The sequence below is a fragment of the Actinocorallia sp. B10E7 genome (assembly GCF_039871655.1).
Lineage (GTDB): Bacteria > Actinomycetota > Actinomycetes > Streptosporangiales > Streptosporangiaceae > Actinocorallia.
In genome coordinates, this window is record NZ_JBDPLZ010000005.1 from 402,563 (window position 1) to 422,668 (window position 20,106).

16 protein-coding genes and 1 tRNA gene are annotated in these 20,106 nt (G+C 70.0%); 6 read left to right on the plus strand and 11 right to left on the minus strand.

All coding sequences use genetic code 11. The features are described 5' to 3' along the window. Positions 1 to 32: 32 nt before the first annotated feature. The 6 genes from ABGB12_RS19665 to ABGB12_RS19690 form a co-directional block, all read right to left on the minus strand. Positions 33 to 2,612, minus strand: coding sequence for a DUF6397 family protein (locus ABGB12_RS19665; protein WP_347679929.1), 2,580 nt, complete (start codon positions 2,610 to 2,612; stop codon positions 33 to 35). A 378-nt stretch (positions 2,613 to 2,990) separates the two neighbouring features. Further along, positions 2,991 to 3,064 (minus strand) — tRNA-Thr (locus tag ABGB12_RS19670). Positions 3,065 to 3,124: 60 nt separating this feature from the next. Beyond that, positions 3,125 to 4,624, minus strand: coding sequence for an alpha/beta hydrolase (locus ABGB12_RS19675; RefSeq protein WP_347679931.1), 1,500 nt, complete (start codon positions 4,622 to 4,624; stop codon positions 3,125 to 3,127). 97 nt (positions 4,625 to 4,721) lie between these two features. Next, a complete protein-coding gene (gene ricT, locus ABGB12_RS19680; RefSeq protein WP_347679933.1) occupies positions 4,722 to 5,543 on the minus strand; it encodes a regulatory iron-sulfur-containing complex subunit RicT in 822 nt (273 codons plus the stop codon). A 21-nt stretch (positions 5,544 to 5,564) separates the two neighbouring features. Continuing rightward, a complete protein-coding gene (locus tag ABGB12_RS19685; RefSeq protein ID WP_347679935.1) occupies positions 5,565 to 6,362 on the minus strand; it encodes a fructosamine kinase family protein in 798 nt (265 codons plus the stop codon). Beyond that, positions 6,359 to 6,829: a low molecular weight protein-tyrosine-phosphatase gene (locus tag ABGB12_RS19690; protein ID WP_347679937.1), complete on the minus strand. Its 471-nt coding sequence runs from the start codon at positions 6,827 to 6,829 to the stop codon at positions 6,359 to 6,361. The genes ABGB12_RS19685 and ABGB12_RS19690 overlap by 4 nt, the downstream gene beginning before the upstream one ends. Before the next feature lie 89 nt (positions 6,830 to 6,918). Here ABGB12_RS19690 and ABGB12_RS19695 point away from each other — a divergent pair, with 89 nt between their 5' ends. Together ABGB12_RS19695 and galE are read left to right on the plus strand one after the other, a co-directional pair. Further along, positions 6,919 to 8,175, plus strand: a complete 1,257-nt coding sequence (locus tag ABGB12_RS19695) for an aminotransferase (RefSeq protein ID WP_347679939.1) — start codon at positions 6,919 to 6,921, stop codon at positions 8,173 to 8,175. A 251-nt stretch (positions 8,176 to 8,426) separates the two neighbouring features. Further along, positions 8,427 to 9,380 carry a UDP-glucose 4-epimerase GalE gene (gene galE / locus ABGB12_RS19700; protein ID WP_347679941.1) on the plus strand — a complete coding sequence of 318 codons (954 nt, stop codon included), beginning with the start codon at positions 8,427 to 8,429 and terminating at the stop codon, positions 9,378 to 9,380. 449 nt (positions 9,381 to 9,829) lie between these two features. Here the strand turns inward: galE and ABGB12_RS19705 are convergent, their stop codons facing one another. Continuing rightward, positions 9,830 to 10,399, minus strand: coding sequence for a helix-turn-helix domain-containing protein (locus tag ABGB12_RS19705; RefSeq protein ID WP_347679943.1), 570 nt, complete (start codon positions 10,397 to 10,399; stop codon positions 9,830 to 9,832). 91 nt (positions 10,400 to 10,490) lie between these two features. Between ABGB12_RS19705 and ABGB12_RS19710 the strand changes: the two genes are divergently transcribed. Beyond that, the gene (locus ABGB12_RS19710; RefSeq protein WP_347679945.1) at positions 10,491 to 11,900 is read left to right on the plus strand and encodes an MFS transporter; all 1,410 of its coding nucleotides are present in this window, start codon (positions 10,491 to 10,493) and stop codon (positions 11,898 to 11,900) included. A 171-nt stretch (positions 11,901 to 12,071) separates the two neighbouring features. Here the strand turns inward: ABGB12_RS19710 and ABGB12_RS19715 are convergent, their stop codons facing one another. From ABGB12_RS19715 to ABGB12_RS19725, 3 genes are all read right to left on the minus strand, one after another. Continuing rightward, the gene (locus ABGB12_RS19715; protein WP_347679947.1) at positions 12,072 to 12,431 is read right to left on the minus strand and encodes a hypothetical protein; all 360 of its coding nucleotides are present in this window, start codon (positions 12,429 to 12,431) and stop codon (positions 12,072 to 12,074) included. A gap of 398 nt (positions 12,432 to 12,829) precedes the next feature. Next, positions 12,830 to 15,409, minus strand: coding sequence for a VIT domain-containing protein (locus tag ABGB12_RS19720; protein ID WP_347679949.1), 2,580 nt, complete (start codon positions 15,407 to 15,409; stop codon positions 12,830 to 12,832). A 91-nt stretch (positions 15,410 to 15,500) separates the two neighbouring features. Further along, positions 15,501 to 16,229, minus strand: a complete 729-nt coding sequence (locus tag ABGB12_RS19725; RefSeq protein WP_347679951.1) for a MerR family transcriptional regulator — start codon at positions 16,227 to 16,229, stop codon at positions 15,501 to 15,503. Positions 16,230 to 16,349: 120 nt separating this feature from the next. Here ABGB12_RS19725 and ABGB12_RS19730 point away from each other — a divergent pair, with 120 nt between their 5' ends. The 3 genes from ABGB12_RS19730 (at position 16,350) to ABGB12_RS19740 (ending at position 19,587) form a co-directional block, all read left to right on the plus strand. Further along, positions 16,350 to 17,159, plus strand: a complete 810-nt coding sequence (locus tag ABGB12_RS19730) for a nuclease-related domain-containing protein (protein ID WP_347679953.1) — start codon at positions 16,350 to 16,352, stop codon at positions 17,157 to 17,159. 21 nt (positions 17,160 to 17,180) lie between these two features. Then, on the plus strand, positions 17,181 to 18,071 hold the full coding sequence (locus ABGB12_RS19735; protein ID WP_347679955.1) for a sigma-70 family RNA polymerase sigma factor: 891 nt from the start codon (positions 17,181 to 17,183) through the stop codon (positions 18,069 to 18,071). 115 nt (positions 18,072 to 18,186) lie between these two features. After that, complete coding sequence (locus ABGB12_RS19740; RefSeq protein ID WP_347679957.1) at positions 18,187 to 19,587, plus strand: NlpC/P60 family protein; 1,401 nt, start codon at positions 18,187 to 18,189, stop codon at positions 19,585 to 19,587. Positions 19,588 to 19,604: 17 nt separating this feature from the next. Here the strand turns inward: ABGB12_RS19740 and ABGB12_RS19745 are convergent, their stop codons facing one another. Next, on the minus strand, positions 19,605 to 20,096 hold the full coding sequence (locus ABGB12_RS19745) for an inorganic diphosphatase (RefSeq protein WP_347679959.1): 492 nt from the start codon (positions 20,094 to 20,096) through the stop codon (positions 19,605 to 19,607). Between the last annotated feature and the right edge of the window lie 10 nt (positions 20,097 to 20,106).

Sequence of the window (20,106 nt, forward strand, 5' to 3'; positions counted from 1 at the left end):
ATCGACTCCCTGGATCCCGTCGCGAGCCGGCATCACCAGTCGAAGCAGGCGGTGTCATGGGAGAAGAAGCGGGCGGAGTGGCAGGCGTCGCAGTGCGTGTACCAGGGAGCGCACGGTTCGCCGCAGGAGGCGCAACTGCCGTGCGTGGCCAGCGGCCGGGAGGCGGCCACCAGGTGGTTGATCCGTTCGGCGGCCGCCTGCTCGCCGACCGCCAGTTCCTCCGTGCTCAGGCCGCCGCATTCACGGCCGAAGGCCAGGACGGCGGTACTCAGGTCTCGCATGGTCGCGGCATACGCCTCGGCTTGGGACAAGGCCATTCGTTCGATGAGCGCGCTCGGGCGGACCAGATGGCGCAGAGGCGCGCCGAGCAGGACCGCCCGGCAAACGGCCGGGTAGACGGTGCGGTCCGCGTCGACAGGCATGGTGATCAGACGCCAGACGGTGCGGCCGTCACGCGGCCAGCGAGCGTTGACGTCCAGGGGCGCCCCGACGGCCTGGCGTGCCCTCTGCAGCTTGGCGTGAATTTCGGCCACGGGCATCGGCCGCAGCCATGGGCGATCCTGGGCGGCCTTACGGGCGGCAGCCGTCCAGCCGGCCAGAGCGTGCGGGATTTCGCCTGGCTCCGGCCGTCCGAGGTCGGTCCAGGTGGGGCGCAGCCGAGCCGTCGTGACGCGCAGATCACCGGGCCGCGCTCCATTGGCCGCGTGGACTGCCTGGTCCAGGAGCCGGGCGGAGGCAGTGAGGCCGGGCAGCCGGCTGCGGTAGGCACCCACGAGCCCTTCGCCTGCGCCTTGGCTTCGTCGGCCGGCCCGGCCGGCGATCTGGGCGGCTTCCCAGACGAGCAGCTTCCGGCGGGACCTGCCGTCGTACTTGTCCGTTTCCGCGAACGCCACAGCACGCAGCGGAAGGTTGACGCCGTGACCGATCACATCCGTGGTGACGATCACGTCGACTTCGCCTTCCGACAGACGCCGGATCTGCTCGCGGCGGGCTGCGGGCGGCATCGCGCCGTAGAGGACCGTCGCCGACCGGCCCGCCTCGAGCAGTTCGCGGTGCAGAGCGAGAACGGCTTTGCGGGAGAAGGCCACCACCGCGCTTGCCGACGGGAGGGTCGCAGCCTGGAATTCCCGCGCCCGGCCCAGCACGCCGTGCCGGGTGTGCCGGACCACCGTGATGTCCGTGCCGGCGGCGAAGAACTCGCGCAGCAGGCCTTCGGCTTCCGGCGCGGCGCAGACATGCACGTCGGTGTGGGATCCGTTCAGCAGCAGGCGTGTCCAGGCGTGGCCCCGGCTCTCATCGGCCAGCCAGTGCGCTTCGTCGACGACCAGGAAATCGCCGACGACGGGTGCCGCCTCGGCTGTGCAGCACAGCACCGGCGCGTCCGGGTTGAGGTGTTCCTCACCCGTGTGCAGACCGACCCGCTCCGTACCGAGCCGGGCGCGGAGCCGCTCGTAGACCTCGAAGGCGAGCATGCGCAGCGGCGCCGCGTAGACGCAGGTCCGCCCGGCCTCGGCGTGGGCGGCCAGAAGGGCGATGGCGTCGTGTGTCTTGCCGGAGTTGGTGGGGCCCAAGTGGAAAGCGACTCTGGGGTCGGCTGTCCGTTCCGGGATATGAGCACGGGCACGTGCGGCGATCGTCTGCTCGCGCTGCTCCCGCAGCCGCTTCGCCGCCTGTTCTGCTTTCCGGGCCGCCTGCCTCTCGTCCTTCCGACGCTGCGCGGCCCGCTGTCCACGCGCCGCCGCGATCTGTGCCGGGGCCGGCACCGTGGGCAGGCCATCAGCCACGCTCTGCTCGAGCAGATCCACGGGAACACCGCGGTCGCGGTATTCGTCCGGGATCTGCTGAACGGTGCAACCGAGTCGCGCCGCCGCGTCGGACGGGGCGACCAGTTCGGGCGCCGGGCGGCTGCGCCGGGCCCTGCGCAGGGCGGCCGTGAACTCCCGACCGGCCTCCGCCTGCTCCTCCGGGGTGACGGGAGCCGCGTGCGAGCCCAGCACGTCCGACAGCCTCTCCTCGGCGGCACGCCTTGCGAGATGGACGGCCTCAGCCTGGCTGAGTTTCCCGCGGCTGACGGGCGGCCGCGTGGACGGCGACCAGTACGACCACGCGGCGGCTTTCGTCCAGGGATCGCGCAGCATCAGCAACGCCTGGGCACGGAGCCGTGAGCGGTGGCCCTCGGCCCGGCGGTCGGCGCCGGAGGCCAGTTCGTCCAGGTGGGGGCCGGGCAGCCGGACACCGGTCAGTTCGGGACGGAGCTCTGGCAACCGGCGGGCGTCAGCGGCCGAATACTGCCAGACCACGGCATGGTAGCGGTTGGTGTACGACCGGACCGGCCGGATGACCCCGAGGCGCGCCAGCTGGTCGAAGCGGTGTCGGCTGATCCCCGAGATCCCGGCGGCCTCCGCCGCGTGCACCAGGCGAGTGAGCTCGGCGAGTTCATCCGGCTTCGCACGCCATCGGACCACCTCGCCCGCTCTGACGCACAGCTCGTCCCCGCTCCAGCATGTGCGGATCGCACCGTGTTCGATCCCCAGGACGAACTCGTCTTTCCGCAGGCCGAGTTCCCTGCGTGCCGCTTCGAGCCTGAGGTGCTTTGCCGCCGTACCGGCCACGATGGTCCTCCCCGTGTTCACCGTCCTGCCCACTGTGACACCCGGGTCTGACAATCGGTGTCCGTGCGATCGCAAGAGGTGAACTGGTTCTGTGGGCGACCGGCGCCTCGCTCATGAGTCGACTGCTTCGCCGCGGCGTGGTGCGGCCGGAATCCGTGCCGGTTCCGGTCTCACCCGGCGCCTGCGGAGTCGGGCGGTGTCGCCTCGGTCAGTGGCGCTGCTTGCGGCCGTTCTCGCCTACCGTGCGCCCGGCCTCGCGAGCACGGTCGAGGCGAACACCAGGACCGTCGAGGAAGAAGAGGACGGCTGAGAGCCGCTGTCGGCGAACCGTGAGCAAGAAGGCCCTCCCCGATCCCGGGAAGGGCCTTCTGACGTGCGAGCCGCCTAAGGGAATCGAACCCTTGACCTACGCATTACGAGTGCGTCGCTCTGGCCGACTGAGCTAAGGCGGCAGCGCCGGGGTTAGCCGGTGCGGGTAGCAGTCTACAGGGTCGGGCGGGTGTGTGGGCGGGCTAAGGGCGGCAGGTTGTGCCGGAGGCGGGCGGGGTGGCCTTGAGCAGGTAGTCGTCGACGGCGGAGCGGATGCAGCGGGAACCCGCCAGGTAGGCGGTGTGACCGTCGCCGTCGTAGGTGAGCAGGACGCCCTTGTCGAGCTGGGAGGCCAGGTTCCGGGACCACTGGTAGGGGGTGGCCGGGTCGCGGGTGGTGCCGACCACCAGGATGGGGGCGGAGCCCTTGGCGTTGAGGGCGCGGGTGGCCTCGGCGGGCTTGGCCGGCCAGTAGGTGCAGGGAAGCGCGCCCCAGACGATGAACTCGCCGAAACGAGGCGCCGCCTTGGCGGCCACGGCCGCCTGCTTCTTGATCTCGGCCAGGCCGGTGGTGGGCTTGTCCACGCAGTTGACGGCCATGTTGCTCTCGGTCTGGCTGGAGTAGGTCCCGTTCTCCTCGCGCTCGACCAGGAGGTCGGCGAAGCGGAGCAGGGTGCTGCCGTCGCCCTTCATGGCCTGGGTGAGGGCGGTGCGCAGGAGCGGCCAGGCGTCCTTCTGGTAGAGGGGGGTGGCCAGGCCGAGGGTGGTGAGGGACTCGGTCACCTGGCGGGTGTCGGAGGTGCTCTTCAGGGGTTTGCGGTCGGTGGCGTCCAGCAGGTCCTTGATCTTCTTCAGGCCGGCGTCCACATCGGTGCCCAGGGGGCAGTCGTTCCGCTTGACGCAGTCGGCGGTGAAGGCGCGCAGGGCGGTCTCGAAGCCCTTGGCCTGCTGGAGGTTGATCTCCGCGAGGGAGGCCTTCGGGTCGACGGCGCCGTCCAGGACGAGGGCGCGGACGTTGCGGGGGAACAGCTCGGCGTACCAGGCGCCCAGGTAGGTGCCGTAGGACGCGCCGTAGTAGGTGAGCTTCTTCTCGCCCAGAGCGACGCGGATCCGGTCCATGTCGCGGGCGGCGTTCCGGGTGCCGACGTAGGGGAGGATCTTGGCGGACTTGCTCTGGCAGCCTTCGGCGAACCGACGGCTCCCCTTGGCCAGCTTGTCGACCTCCCCGGCGTCGTCGGGGGAGACGTCGAGGGCCAGGAACCCGTCGAGTTCCCTGTCGGACAGGCAGTCGACGGCGTTGCTCTCGCCGACGCCCCGCGGGTCGAAGCCGACCAGGTCGAAGTTCTTCTGGAGCCGGTCGCCGAAGGAGCTCGCGCTGGTGCGGATGAACTGGATGCCCGAACCGCCGGGACCGCCGGGATTGGTGAGCAGGGAGCCGATCCTCTTGCCCTTGGCGGGCTGCCTGATCAGGGAGAGGGTGAGCTGTTCGCCGCCGGGGCGGGCGTAGTCGAGCGGGACCCGGAGCTTGGCGCACTGGAAGCCGCCGCCGCAGTCCTTCCAGGCGAGGGCCGCGGCGGCGGGGGCGGGCGCCTGGGCGACGGAGCCGCTCTGCGGGGCGGTCCCGGGTGCGGGCTCTTTCGTTGCGGTGCAGGCCGTCGCCAATGCCAGGGCCGTCAGACCCGCGGCCACTCCCCGTACTCTCACGCCTGCCCCCGTTTGTCGATGTGCTCTTCCATGGTTACATCACCACACCGACAAACGGCGAGTCCTCGGTCGATTACTTTCCGTTATGTCGGAAAGGTCAGTCGAAGTAATGCTCATCGTGCTGCCGCCGGGGCGAGCACACCGAAGCCGACGGGCAGGAGCAGCGCCGTCCCGAGTCGAGACGGACGGTCACCTGGTCGGAAGGGACGTTGATCCCGACGACCCGGCCCGTGCCCTCCGGCGTGCTGACCTCGGCGCCGGGCCGGGGCATGCGCTCCTGAGCCTCCTGGTAGAGCGGGTGCTCGTACTTCAGGCAGCACATCAGCCGTCCGCAGGCGCCCGAGATCCGCAGGGGGTTGACCGGGAGGTCCTGGTCCTTGGCCATCCGGACGGTCACCGGCTCGAAGTCCTTCAGGAACGTGGCGCAGCACAGATCGCGTCCGCAGGGGCCGATACCGCCCTGCAGGCGGGCCTCGTCACGCGGCCCGATCTGGCGGAGTTCGACGCGCGCCTGCATCCCGCGCGCCAGGTCCTTCACCAGCGCCCGGAAATCCACCCGTCCCGGGGCCGAGAAGTACAGCCGGTAGGTGTTGGCCTCGTCCAGGTAGTCGATGCCGATGACCTTCATCGGAAGGCCGTGCCGACGGATGATCCCCTTGGCGGTCGCCTTGCCCTCGGCGCGGCGGAGCCGGTTGGCCTCGTCGCGGGCCAGGTGCTCCTCCGTCGCCGGCCCTTCGCAGACGGGCAGGCCGTCGAGTTCGTCCGTGACGTACTGGGGCGCCCACACGCATTCGGCGACCTCGGGGCCGTAGTCGGTGGGCACCAGCACCCGGTCCCCCACCCGGGGACTGTGCGGCCCCGGATCCAGGTAGTAAAGACGTCCATAACGGGTGAAGCTGACAGCCATCACCATGCCCATGAACATCACATTACTTGGCCATTAAACGGACTTGGCGGCGGCCAGCGCGCCGTCCCGATACGAGCGCCCGTACAGCACGCAGTGGACGAGCAGAGGATGAAGCTGATGCAGCGGGACGCGTTCACGCCAGCCCTCGGCCAGCGGAGCGGCCTCGTCGTAAGCCGCCAGGAACGCATCCAGGTGAGAGGTGCCGAAGAGGGCGAGCATCGCGAGGTCTGTCTCGCGGTGGCCGCCGTGCGCGGCGGGGTCGATCAGCCACCCCCTTCCCCGGGAGTACAGGACATTGCCGCCCCACAGGTCGCCGTGGACGCGAGCGGGAGGCTCCTCGGGCTGCTCGGCGCGGTTCAGCGCCGCCTCGATCTCCTGGACGTCGGAGGCCTCCAGGACGCCCCGGTCCCGGGCCGTCCGGACGTACGGCAGCACACGGCGTCCGGCGTACCACTCCCGCCAGCCGCCCGAAGGATCGTCCGCGGGGGAGTTGTCCAGCGGCAGGCCGGCGATGTCCCCGGCCCAGTCGGCCCCGAACCGGGGAGCACCGCGGCGGTGCACGCCGGCCAGGGCCCGCGCCGTCTCCTCCACCATCGGCACGGTGGCGGGCTCGGACGGCAGCCACGGCAGGACGAGCAGGCCCTCGCCCACCTCGAGGACCTCCACCGACGGGCCGCCCAGCCAGCGGAGCCCCTTCGCCTCGGCCGTGAAGTCGCCGCCCTTCTTGACGAAGACCTCCCGCCCGTCCTCCAGCGTCACCCGGTGCAGCGTCCAGGAATGGCTGCGCCCCAAGTCCTGCGAACGGACGACGCGGAGGCCGAGCAGCCTCACGGAAGCTCCTTGCGCACCTCGTCCAGCAGCCCGGGCATCGCGGCCTCGACCAGTTCCAGGCACTCCTCGAAGCCTGTGTCGTCACCGTAATACGGGTCGGGGACGTTCAGATCCACAGCCTGTGGATCGTAGGAGCGCAGCAGCCTGACCTTGGCCAGGTGCGCCTTCTCCAGGGCGAGCGCCCGGAGATCGCGGTAGTGCCCCTCGTCGAGAGCGATGATCAGGTCGTAGTGGTCGAACCAGGCGTGCTGGAACTGCTTCGCCTGGTGCGCGCTGGTGTAGCCGTTGCGCTCCAGCATCCGCACCGTCCGATGATCGGCGGGTGCGCCCAGGTGCCATCCCTCCGTCCCGGAACTGTCCACCTCCACGTCCAGGCCCTCGGTCTCGACATGCCTCCTGAACACGTGCTCGGCCATCGGAGAACGGCAGATGTTCCCTGTGCAGACAAAGGTCACGCGGTACGTCATGGCATCAAGAATGCCTTGCTCAGCTGATCACCCGAACCGTTTGGATATCCTGCGTAAGCCCGGACCGGCATCTCCCAGAGGGACGCGTTGTGACTTCTCAGACAGTGGCCGAACTCCACGAACAGGCTCGCCAGGACTACGAGGCCTTCAAGGCGCGCGGTCTGAAGCTGGACCTCACGCGAGGAAAGCCCGCGCCCGCGCAGCTCGACCTCTCCAACGAGCTGCTGACGCTGCCGGGTGAGGGCCTGTACAGGTCCGCGGACGGCACCGACCTGCGCAACTACGGCGGTCTCACCGGCCTCCGCGAACTCGCCGAGATCTTCTCTGAGGGGCTGCAGGTGCCCGCCGAGCGGCTGCTGGCGCTCGGCAACTCCAGCCTCACCGTCATGCACGACACGATCGTCCACGCGCTGCTGAGCGGCGTCCCGGGCGGCACCGGACGCTGGACGGGCGGCGAGCGGGTGGCCTTCCTGTGCCCGGTGCCCGGCTACGACCGGCACTTCGCGCTGTGCGAGCGCTTCGGTATCGAGATGATCCAGGTGCCGATGACGGGCGAGGGCCCGGACATGGACGCCGTCGAACGCCTTGTGGCCGACGACGCGACGATCAAGGGCATCTGGTGCGTGCCCAAGTACAGCAACCCCACCGGTGTCTCCTACAGCGACGAGGTCGTGCGCCGCCTGGCCCGCATGCGGACGGCCGCCCCCGACTTCCGCGTCTTCTGGGACAACGCCTACGCCGTCCACCACCTCACCGACAAGCCCGCCGAGATCCTCGACATCCTCGCCGAGGCCGAGGCCGCAGGGAACCCCGACCGGGTGTTCGTCTTCGGCTCCACCTCGAAGGTGACGTTCGCCGGCGCCGGCGTGGCGTTCTTCGGCTCGTCCGAGGCCAACATCAAGTGGATGACCGGCTTCCTCGGCAAGAGCACCATCGGGCCCGACAAGATCAACCAGCTGCGGCACGTGCAGTTCCTCAAGGACGCCGCAGGGCTCGCCGCGCACATGCGCAAGCACGCCGAGATCGTCCGGCCCAAGTTCGAGGCCGTCGACCGCATCCTCACCGCGCAGCTCGGCGGGACGGGGCTGGCCGAGTGGACCAGGCCCGAAGGCGGCTACTTCATCACCCTGGACGTGCCCGAGGGCTGTGCCGGGCGCGTCGTCCAGCTGGCCAAGGAGGCCGGTGTCGCGCTGACCCCGGCCGGCGCCACCCACCCCTACGGCGACGACCCGGCCGACCGGACCATCCGGATCGCGCCGACCTTCCCGGTCCCGGCCGAACTCGACGTGGCCATCGAAGGCCTCGCCACCTGCGTCCGGCTCGCCGGGTACGAGAAGCAGCTCTAGAACATGAGGGAGGCCCGGGTACGCCCGGGCCTTCTTCATCGGGGGATGCTCTGCGCGGTCTCCGCCGGCATCGCGTAACCCCGCGACTGGCAGCCGGTGCCCAGGACGGCCATCGCGAGCAGGAGCGCCATCAGGCGCGAACCCTTCATTGTTTCCTCCCGTGTTCGTTCGCCTTGCTGATCCTGCTCTCAGCCGGTTGTGAACCACTTGGGAATTCCTTGAATGTTCGATCGGGCAGGTTGGAGGATGGTTTGAAGGTTCTCGTCACGGGCGGCGCCGGCTACATCGGATCGGTCGTCACCGCGCAGCTCCTCGAAGCCGGCCACACGGTGACGGTGCTGGACAACCTGACGACCGGCGTGGCCGGGGCGGTCCCGGAAGGCGCACGGTTCGTCCAATCGGACATCAAGCAGGCCGGAGAGATCCTCGGCGAAGGCGGCTACGACGCCGTCATGCACTTCGCCGCCAAGTCCCAGGTCGCCGAATCGGTGGCCAAACCCGAGCTGTACTGGGACAACAACGTCGCGGGCACACTCGCCCTGCTCGAAGCGATGCGCGCGGCCGACGTGCGCCGCATCGTCTTCTCCTCCACGGCCGCCACGTACGGGGTGACAGGCGACGAACCCATCACCGAGGACACGCCCACCGTCCCCATCAACCCCTACGGGCAGTCGAAGGTCGCCGTCGACTACGCCCTCCAAGGCGAAGCCGCGGCCCACGGCCTGGCCGCCATCAGCCTCCGCTACTTCAACGTGGGCGGCTCCTACGCCGGTTTCGGGGAGCGCCACGACCCCGAGACCCATCTGATCCCCAACGTCCTCCGGGTGGCCGCGGGGCTGGCCCCCTCGGTCAACCTCTACGGCACCGACTACCCCACGCCCGACGGCACCGCCATCCGCGACTACCTCCACGTGGCGGACCTGGCCGAAGCCCACCTCCTGGCCCTGGACGCCGTGGCCCCGGGAACCCACCGGGTCTACAACCTCGGCAGCGGCACCGGCTGCTCCGTCAACGAGGTCATCACCACCGCCCGCCAGGTCACCGGCCACCCCATCCCCGTGACGACCTTCCCCCGCCGCGCCGGCGACCCCCCGACCCTCGTGGCCTCCTCCACCCGCATCACCACCGACCTCGGCTGGAAGGCCCGCCGCACCCTCACAGAGATCGTCACCGACGCCTGGACCTTCCTCCAGTCCACCCTCTGACCTCGCAGGACCTCGGTCGGCTCCGCCCCGGTCGGCCTCTTGCGCGGGTTCGCCCGATCCGCCCCGGCCCGGCGTTCGAGGCCGGGGCGGACGGGCGAACGCGCCTGTCGGCCTCGAAGGCCCACCTGCCGCAAGACCGAGATCCGGCGCCGAGCCCAGTGCCCGGGATCACCTCGCAGCCGGAGCCCGGATGACCGGAGAGGGCATGGCGGTCGACACGGAGCCGACCGCGGCTCTTTCGCGCGTACTCCAGTCGCTCCCGGCTCGAAGGCCTCCCGCTCGATCGGTTTCACGCTGACGCTCCCGGCTCCTCCTGGATCACCGTCATGGCAGATGACAGGTGCTGACGGACGCGACGGTGAGCGCTCCTCGGTCCGTGCTGGGACCGGTCCATCGCATTCCACGAGAACACGCCCTGCCCGTCGTGGAGGACCAGAGCGGGAATCGCCCTACGCGCTGCCTCGCGGGCGGCTGTCGAGAATGAGTTCGGCCATCATGCGGGCGGCCATGGCCGGGTGGGCGTCGGGGCGGGTGACGGCGTGGGCGAGTGTTCCGTCGATGAGCACGAGGAGCTGGTCCGCGCCCAGTCGGGGCTCCGGGTGCCCGTGTCGGGTCAGTTCTGCGGTGAAGAGCTGGTGGAGGGTGTCCTTGTAGGCGCGGACCTGCGCGTGCGCGGGATGGCCCGGGTCGGCGAAGGCGAGTCCGGCCGCGGTGTGGCGGCAGCCGCGGAAGGACGGACGCGTGGTGATCTTCTCCAGCTCGTCGAAGACCGCCAGGACGCGTTGCCGCGGGTCGTCGCCCGCCTCGTCCATCACCTGACGGTAGCGGGCCTCGTTGCCGGAGCTGCGCAGGACCTCGGCGATCAGCCCGTCCTTTCCGTCGAAATGCTGGTAGAGCGAGCGACGGGCGACGTCGGCCTGCTTGAGGATCGCGTCCACTCCGACGTGTACGCCCTGTGTGTAGGTGAGCTCGCGTGCGGCCTCGAGGAGCCGCTCGCGGGGTCCCGGTCTCGTTGCCATGTGTTCGATTGTGGCACGGGTTGACAGTAGATCAACCGTTCTATCTAATCGATCTCCGCGTATACCGATCGTTCTATCTACAGGAGCTCTCATGGCTCGCGCGGGGACCCTTCCCATCGTGCTGACCGGTGTTTTCATCACGATCCTTGACTTCTTCATCGTGAATGTCGCCATCCCTCCCATCCAGAACGACCTGCACGCGAGTGCCGCCGCCGTCCAGTGGACGGTCGCCGGATACGGGCTGGCGTACGGCTCGGGTCTCGTCCTGGGCGGGAGGCTCGGCGACGTCTTCGGCCGCCGCCGGATGTTCGCCTTGGGCATGGCTCTGTTCACGCTCGCCTCAGTGGCGTGCGGACTGGTTCCCGACGCCGCCACGCTGGTCGCCGCCCGCATCGCCCAAGGCGCGGCGGCGGCCCTGCTCGCCCCGCAGGTGCTGGCCATCCTGCGCACCGCCTACAGCGGGGCCGCCCAGGTCAGAGCCCTCAACGCCTATGCGCTGACGATGGGGCTGGCCGCGGTGTTCGGCCAGCTCATCGGCGGCCTGCTCATCCAGGCCGACCTGTTCGGAACGGGGTGGCGCGCCTGCTTCCTGATCAACGCGCCGATCGGCGCGGCCGCCCTGGCGTCGACCCGGCGCATGATCCCCGAGAGCCGTGCGGACGGTGCCGCACGGATCGACCTCGGCGGCGCCGCCCTGGTCACGCTCGCACTGGCGGCGACCCTCCTGCCGTTGATCGAGGGCCGCGAGCAGGGCTGGCCGCTGTGGACCTGGCTTTCGTTCGCCGCGGCGGTCCTCCTCTTCATCGGCTACGCCCGGCGACGTCACGCGTCTCCGCTGATCGACCTGGCCTTGTTCCGCGAGCGCGCGTTCACCGCCGGTCTGCTCACCCAGCTCGCCTTCACCATGGGTATGGCCGCCTACTTCCTGATCTTCGCTCTCTACGTCCAGGAAGGCAGGGGCCTGAACGCTCTCGAAGCCGGTTTGATCTTCGTGCCGATCGGAGCCGGCTACCTGGCGGCATCGTCGCTCGCACCCCGCCTCGCGGCGCGTCTCGGCCGTCAGGCCATCGCGGTCGGCGGGCTGACCAGGGCACTCGGCCTGGCCCTGCTCCTGTTCGCCGTCCACCGGGACGCGCCGGTCGGCTGGCTGGTCCCCGCGCTCGCCCTCGACGGGGTCGGCATGGGCCTGGCCCTCGCCCCGATCATGGGCACCGTCCTGGCCGGAATCGCCCCGCACCACGCAGGAGCCGCCTCCGGCATGCTCACCACGGCTCAGCAGGTGGGCGGAGCGCTCGGAGTCGGCATCGTGGGCGTCGTCTTCTACGGCAGCCTGTCGGGCGGCGTGACCCACGCGTTCCAGCACGGGCTGATCTATCTGATCGCCGTCTCCCTGACCCTCATCGGCCTCGTGCAGCTACTGCCACGCACCCCGGCCGCCCCGTCCCCCGACTCGGAGACCCTCGGCCGTCCCGTCGAATCCCCCATCGGAGAGACGGCGTGACGAAGCGGGCACCAGAACTCCCGCCGAGAGCGGCGGCGCCCCGGTGATCTTCGGCGCGACGGCTCCGCGGACCGTCCGTCGCCGCTCACGGACCGGTAACGGACGCGGGGTACCGGGTGGGGACCCTGAGAATCCTTGATCCGGGCAGGGCGGTCCGCGGTGCGCGGAGGGCTAGGTTCCCGAACCCGAGGCGTAGGCGTCGGGCCAGGCGGAATCGGAGCCGGACAGTCCGAGCTTCTGGAGCTCCGCGGGGCCGAGGCGGTCGAAGGCCAGACGGCGGGCCACGTGGTCGGCGACAGAGGCGGCGGAGGGGACCAGGGGATCACCCGTCGGCCCGTCGGGGACGAAGCGGAGATGCAGGAGCTCCTCGACCAGGGGATAGGCCGGAACACCCGACTGGAGGGACACCGTCAGGGCGGTGGACAACATCTCGGCCATACCCGCCGTGGTGGAGCCCGGTTCCCCCCAGTTGATGAGGATCCCGTTCCCCGAAGTATCGATGCGCACCGGGGCGCCACTGCTCGTCGTCACCCGGTGAAGCTACCGCCGACCACTGACAGAACCCTGCGCCGAACCGCCGAAGGCGCCCAAGGACACGACCCCCAGCGGAGCTCGCCCAGCTCACCCTTGAGTAGCTGGCCATCCCGAGCAGTGGCCCGCCCTGGACAGCTGGCCTCCCCGAGCAATGGCCCGCCTTGAGTAACTGGCCGCCCTGAGAAAGAACGCGGTGGAGCGTGTGCGAGGCGGTGTTTCCCGATCCGAAACGCGCATGGCATAGACCCTGGCCCGGGGATCTGTGAGGGGCCCCGCTGGGCGGACGTCACCGGGCACCGGGCTGTTTCAGCGGTTTTAAGACGGATCTTGGAAGCGAGTAGCCGAGAGAAGACGACCGAGGCCGATCCGGGGGCCGGACCGGCCTCGGTCAGGGCTCAGCGTTTCCAGAAGGGGCGTTTGCGGGGGCGGGTGAGGGTGGTGAGGGCCTCGATGAGGCGGGGCCAGAGGGAGAGAGGGTCCGGGGCGGACTTCAGCTCCTCCAGGAGCGGGGTGAGGTCGGGGAGGGCGAGGGACTCCAGACGGGTGATGAGGTCGGACAGGTGTTGGAGGCGTTCCCCGGCAGGAGCGTCGGTGAGCTCCTTCAGACGGGACAGTTCCAGCTCCAGGAGAGGAAGGGTCTCGGAGAGAGGAGAAGGAGGGAGCGGTCCGCCGCTGACGGGTGCGTGGAAGGCGGCGGGAGCGGGGGCTCCGCCGGATGCGCTGCCGGATGCGCCTCCGGGAGCTCCGCCGGGAGCGGGAGCACTGGGGGCCTGCATGGAGCGGCGGAACATGGCTCTGGGGGCTCCTGCCGGAGGCGGGGCGGGGGCCGCCGCCATCATCGGGGCGGCGACGGGAAACGCCACGGGGGCGCTTGCGGGCTGCCAGCCGCGGGGAAGCTCGACCGGCTGGGTGACCTGGTGCGGGGTTCCTCCGGAGGTGACGACCCGCGAGTCCACCGCGACGAAGGCGGTGAAGCGGCACAGCACCCTGTGCTTCAGCGAGATGGCGACCAGCCGCTGCTCCAGCTCGTCCGATGGGCGGATGGCGTAGACATCCTCCAGATCGCGCAGATGCGCCCGGGCCCAGATGGAGGTGGTCGCCGGATCGCCGGTGACGTGCGCGCTCAGGGTGCGGCGCCACTCCCCGGCGCCATCGGCGGGAGCAGAGCCGGAGTGAGCCGCGGAGGCACCGTCGGCCGGGTGACCGGCGCGTCCCGCCGGAACGGGACCCGAGGTCCCGGTGGGCCGCTCTCCGAGGACTGAGCCGGTGAGGCCATCGGTCGCGGAGTGTTCGGCGTGCCACGACGGGACGGAGGGCGGGGTCGCGGCGGGCCGTTCTGCGAGGGGGGAGGTGCCGGGGATGGCGGTGACGGTGAGGGAACCGTGTCCGCGGTAACGGCCGGAGACGACGAGGGGAACGCCGGGGAAGACGGACGGTGGACGGGCGGGGGTGAGGGTGCCGGGGAGGAGCTCCAGGCCGGGGGAGGGATGGAGGGCGACCTGGGTGAGGACGGGGGCGGCGATGCGGTGGTGGATGTGCTCCATCGCGGCGTCGAGGCGGTCCTCGGACTCGACGAGTTCGCAGCGTCCCTGGCCGTAGGCGGAGAGCCGGGCCAGGAAGCCGACGTTCACCGCCTGGTCGACGCCGACGGTGTGGATGCGGACACCGTTGAGGGTGGAGGGGGCGAGGGCGGCGAGGATCTGGTCCTCGTTGCCGACCTGGCCGTCGGTGACGAGGACCAGGACCCTGTCACGGGCGGAGTCGCCGAGCAGCCCGACGGCCTGGGTGAGCGGGGCCAGCATTTCGGTGCCGCCTCGGGCGCGCAGGCCCGCGAGGTGTTCGACGGCGCGGAAACGGTTGCGGTCGTTCGCCTCCGCGAGTTCCCGGGGGAGGCCGTCGGGGTGGTCGACCACGTGGTCGAAGGAGAGCACGGCGAACCTGTCGTGTGCCTGGAGGCTGTCGATGATCCGGGCCGCGGCGCGGCGGGCGGCGACCATCTTCCAGCCGTCCATGCTCCCGGACCTGTCGATGACCAGGACGACGTCCTTGGGACGGGCGAGGCCCGCCTGCCCGGGTACCAGCGTCAGCGTGAACGTTCCTTCTCCGCCGTCCTCCTCCGCGGAATCCGGGACGAAGAGCAGTGACTCGACCAGGCCCGTTCCCGGTGCGGTGGAAGAGACCTCGCCCGCCGCGGGTTCGGCGGGGGCGTAGGGCAGGCGGAGGACGAAGTCGCGGTCCAGGCGTTCGCCGGGGGAGAGACGGAGAGTGCGGCCTTCGACGGTGAGGGAGTGGAGGCTGGAGGTGACGGGGCCCAGGGGGAGCCCCGCGGGGTCGAGTTCGGCGGTGATGCTCAGGGCCACCGGGTTGGGGAAGCCGGGAAGCAGGACGGGCGGGGTGATGCGGGAGGCGTCGGGGACGGCTTCGGTGTCGGGGTGGACGCCGGTTCCCGCGGGGGGCTCGTCCAACGGGGGGCCGGGGATGTAGCGGGGTGCGACCACCAGGGGGAAGCGGAAGGTGGCGGCTCCGTCCTCGTAGGGGAGGGGCTGGTCCAGGGTGAGCCGCACCGTCACACGTTCCCCGGGGAGGATGTTGCCGACCCGCATGGTGAAGACGTCGGGGCGGTCCTCTTCGGCGATCGCGGCGCGCCGCCCGGAGGCGATGGCCTGGTCGTACTCTTCGCGGGCCGCGGCCCGCTCCTTCAGTTCCGCGGTGACGACCCTGCCGTCGGCCTCCATGCGCAGGGCGGTGACGGCGGCGCGGTCGGGCAGGGGGAAGACGTAGGTGGCCTCCAGCGGGGTCTGGAACGGGTTGCGGAAGCCCTGGGCCACCTCGACGCGGGCGGCGAGCCCCGTGATGGCGGCGTGGACGTCGACGGTGTCGAGCGGAAGGTTCCCCTCGGCGGTGGACAGCGCGCCGAATCCCGCTTCGGGGACCGGGGACGGGGATGAATCCATCGGCAAGATCTGCACGTTCACGGTGGCCTCCCTGGCGACGTTGCTCTGACGGCCGGACGCGGGTGCGGCGGCGGGTACCCCGGCGGTGACGTCTCCACCACCGGAGGGTGTGCTACAGGTGGTGGGGTTCGCCCTCCTCTCTCGTGGACGCCTCGGCCAGCAGCCCTCGTTCGATGAGCTCGTCCAGAAGCGGTGCGGCGGCGGCGCGGAGGGCGGCGACGTCTTCCGCGCTCAGCGCCGCGGTCTCCAGCAGCAGAGTCACGCCCGGCCCGAGCCTGACCCCCTGCATCGCCGCACTCCCCTCGGGAGCCACCTCCGTGCGGCCTCGCGCGGAAGCCGCCTCGGCTCTTCCGCTTCCCGTGTCCGAGGCCCACCGCACATCCACCGGCGAGGTGTCTTCGACGGTCTCGACGGCCTCAGCGCTGGACGTGGCGGAGGGCGCATTGGACGGGTCGGACGCATCGGATACGGGTGCCGGAGAAGGGGCGGCCCAGAAGCGGCGTGGAGGGGCGGGAGGCGCCGGGGCGGGTCGGCCGGCGCCGGGGAGCGGACCGGTGATCATGAGGAGGGTTTCGAGGGGGGCGCCGGCCAGTTCCGCCTGGATCTCGGCGAGGGTGCGGCCGGCGGCCTGACGGCGTTTGACCGCCACCAACTGGAGGAGGTGGCGGCCGGTGTATCGGGCTGTGCGGCCTCTGCGCAGCGGGGGATCGAGCAGGCCGAGGGTGGTGTACCAGCGGATGAGGCGCTCGTTCGGGACGTCTTGGACACGGCCGTTCACCTCGAGGTCGGCCAGCGCGTCGGCCGCGCGTGAAGCCAGTTCGGAGATCGTCCAAATGCCCATGCTGCAATAGTGACACTGTCATCATGACAGTGTCAACCGGTGCCGGACCTGTCGTAGTTGGGGGCGGTTCGCCGTCTGCGACATCTGCGGAGCGGGCGGAAGTCCTTGAATGCGACGCCCATGCGCAGCACGCTGGGCGCGGGGGTGAGGCCGGTGCGGCGGAGCGAGGCGGGTACGGCGGGAGCGTCGGCCTGGGCTCGGTACCGGCGGTTCTCGTTCCGGACCGAGAGATTCGTCGTCTCGGTGGTGCTCGGCGCGGCCGGCGGCGCGGTGGTCGCGGGCCTGCTCGACTGGCGCCTCGGCCTGGCAGCGGGGGTCGCCCTGTTCGCCGCGCACTACCTGTCCGGCTACTTCTCTCCGGGGGTGGAGACCGACTGGCGTCGCGGCGCCCGTGCCGAGCGGCGTACCGGACGCGATCTGGCCCGCCTGGGAGGCGGTTACAGCGTCCTGCACGACCGTGCGGTCCCGCAGTTGCCGACCACCAACCTCGATCATCTGGTCATCGGCCTGACCGGCGTCTACGCCGTCATCACCCGCAGGGTCCGCCGAGGCGCCCGCGTCTGGACGGACGAAGAGCAGCTGTGGGTGGGTGAACAGCCCGCGTCCGGGCTGGAGACGGCGACGGTGACACTGGCCGCGGAGCTCGTTGCGGAGATCCTTTCGGAGGAGTTGGACGGCGAGACGGACGTCGTCCCCGTCATCGCCATCCAATCGGGACGGTTGGTGCCGGAAGGGATCGAATACGGAGACGTCACTTTTCTCCGAGGGCGCTCGATTCCAGGATTCATCAAGTCACATCCGGTCATCTTCACAACCGCTCAGGTGACGACGATCACTGCGGCGGCGGAACGTCTCTTTCCTCCGATGAGGTGGGAATTCTTACAGAGGTTGCCAGATCAAAGGAGGAGAGGTGCTGGAGGGCGGAAGTGAAAAGCCCTAGGTTCCTCGCTCATGGAGGACGGTCTGCTCGTCGAGGCGCTGCGTTCCCGGGACCCTGGCGCACCCGCCGCCGTTTATGACGCTTATGCCGCGAGACTTTATGCCTATTGCTGGTTTCATCTGCTCCATCAGGACGCCGCCCAGTCGGCGTTGCGCGACACGCTCATCGTCGCCGAAGCCCGTATCGGGCGACTGCGTGATCCCTCGGCCCTCGCGCCCTGGCTGTACACGATCGCCCGGGTCGAGTGCTCGCACCGCGCGAAGCTCACCGACGGCAGCCCCGACCTGGCGATCGCCCGGCACGACCAGGATGACGCCGACCGGCGGACGGTCGCATGGCGAGCTCTGCGGTCCTTGCCTCCACAGGCCCATGAGGCGCTGGAGCTGCGGATGCGCCACCATCTGTCCCTGCCGGGCCTCGCCGCCGTCCTGGGGGTTTCCCGAAGGCGGATCAGGGTGCTGCTCCGGGACGCGGAGGAGGATCTTCGACTCGCCCTGACCGTGGAGATCCTGGCTCGGCTGGGCCCTCACGGCTGCCGCGGTCGTGGCGGCGTCCTCGCCGAACGGGTCGCGGGCGGGCTCGATCCCAACGTCAGGGCGAAGCTCCTGGCCCACGCCGGGGAATGCGCCCTGTGCGAGAGCCATGTGCCGTCGAAGGCGTTTTCTCCGGCGAAGATTCTGGGATTGTCGCCTTACGCACGTCCACCCGCCTCGCTAAGAGTGCGAGTGATGAACTGTTTCACCGATCCCGAATTGCAGGGTTACCGGCTTTTCGTCGCCACCAGGAACACCGAGTTCACCGCCGCCGGATTTCCAGGCCGGTCCCGCGGTATGCCCGCCTCTGCCGGGTTTTTCGGGATGGTATTGAGAAACCTTCGCCCAAGCAGAAACATGATCGCCTGAATGATGTGAGCACGGCTGGTCTCCGGGTAGGCACCCCTCGGTGAACGATCGATCACGCACAGTGATCGTCCTGGAATGTTCGGCATGTCGGTATGTCGGACAGGAGGAGGAAAGCGTGACCCAGCCATCCCGGAGCCTGGTGGTGCTCGTGACCGGAGCCCTCGTCGCGGTGGGGACGCCTGTGCTGGCCGTTCCGCCGGAGCCTTCCAGCACAAAGGATCTGGCCGAGAGTAGACATACCGTCCCCGAGAAGGAACAGCGGGCGGAACAAGTCACGGCCCGGCTCAAACAGGCCAAGTCCGAGCTGGCGAAGCTCGGTGAAAGCGCGGAGCAGGCGCAGAAGCGGTACGACGCGGAGGCCTCGGCGCTGAAACGAACGCGCAAGGCCTTCGTGGAGGCCCGACAACAGGTGCGGACGTCCGCGGCGAAGTACCAGACCGCGCAGGCTGAAGACGCGCGACTCGATCCCGTGCGAGCGGAGGCCGTACGGGAGAACGTACAGGCTGACGACGTGCAGTCGGAGAACGTACACGCCGAGAATACGCAGAGTGACGAAACGTATGCCGAGGAGCCGGCGACCGAGGACGGCGAGCACAGTAAGCAGGAGGACTCCGTAGAGGACGGGGCCTCCCAGTACCTCGACTACTTCGACTACAAGAAGTACGCCGGGTACCTCGCGGGCACCATGAACGGCGTAGGGGCCGAGAAGGCCGGTCAGGAAGGCGCAGAGGGCACGCAGTCCGAGACCGTCGACACCGGGGTGGCGGACGTCCGGCAGGAGCCGGCCACCCGCCTTGAAGAGCTGAAGACCGCGCACACGAAGGCCCTCTCGCTCCGGACGGAGGCACGTCGGACGTACGAGCGCCAGAAGGAGGAGTTCGTCGCGGCCAGGAAAGCCAAGAAGGAGGCCGACGAGGCGTACGAGGCGCAGGAGGCGGTGGTCACCAGGCTGCGTGCGGCGAAGAAGCGGCTGTTCTCCGAGTTCGCGGAGTCCGAGAACGGGGTCGTCTTCCTGGCGGACAGGCGCGTGAAGAGCCTCCAGAACGCGGACTCCGCCGACGCGGTCGCCAGCAGGATGAAGGGCAAGAACCGCCGGTTCGCGCGAGGAGCGGCCCGCGGCAGGATGGTCGTCCAGGCCGCGCTCAAGTGGATCGGCACGCCTTACTCCTGGGGCGGCGGCAACCCCTCAGGTCCCAGTTACGGCATCGGCCGCGGCGCGAGGACGCGCGGTTTCGACTGCTCGGGCCTGGCTCTCTACGCCTGGGCGCAGGCCGGCGTGAAGCTCGGCCACTTCACGGGTTCGCAATGGAACTCCGGCCCGCGCGTCCCGCTCAGCATGGCCAGCCCCGGAGACCTGGTCTTCTTCGCCAGGAACGTTAAAGATCCCGACACGATCCATCATGTCGGGATCTTCATTGGCCGCGGCCGGATGGTGGAAGCGCCCTACACGGGAGCGCGGGTCCGGGTCTCCTCCATTTGGCGCAAGGGCCTCATCGGAGCGGTTCGGCCCGCCTAGCGGAGCCTCGGACGGGCTCAGTGGCCGCCCTGGTCCTGGAAGCGCTTGCGGGAGCGGAGGATCTCCTCCTCGGCCTCGACGCGGCCCACCCAGTTGGCGCCCTCGACGGACTTGCCGGGCTCGAGGTCCTTGTAGACCTCGAAGAAGTGCTGGATCTCCAGCCGGTCGAACTCGGCCACGTGGTGGATGTCCCGCACGTGCTCGAAGCGCGGGTCGGTGGCCGGCACGCACAGCAGCTTGTCGTCACCGCCCGCCTCGTCGGTCATCCGGAACATGCCGACCGTGCGGCACAGGATGAGGCAGCCGGGGAAGGTCGGCTCCTGCAGCAGGACCAGGGCGTCCAGCGGGTCGCCGTCCTCGCCGAGGGTGTCCTCCACGAAGCCGTAGTCGGTGGGGTACTGGGTGGAGGTGAACAGCAAGCGGTCGAGACGGATCCGGCCCGTCTCGTGGTCCACTTCGTACTTGTTACGAGAGCCCTTGGGGATCTCGATAGTCACGTCGAATTCCACTGTTTCCTCC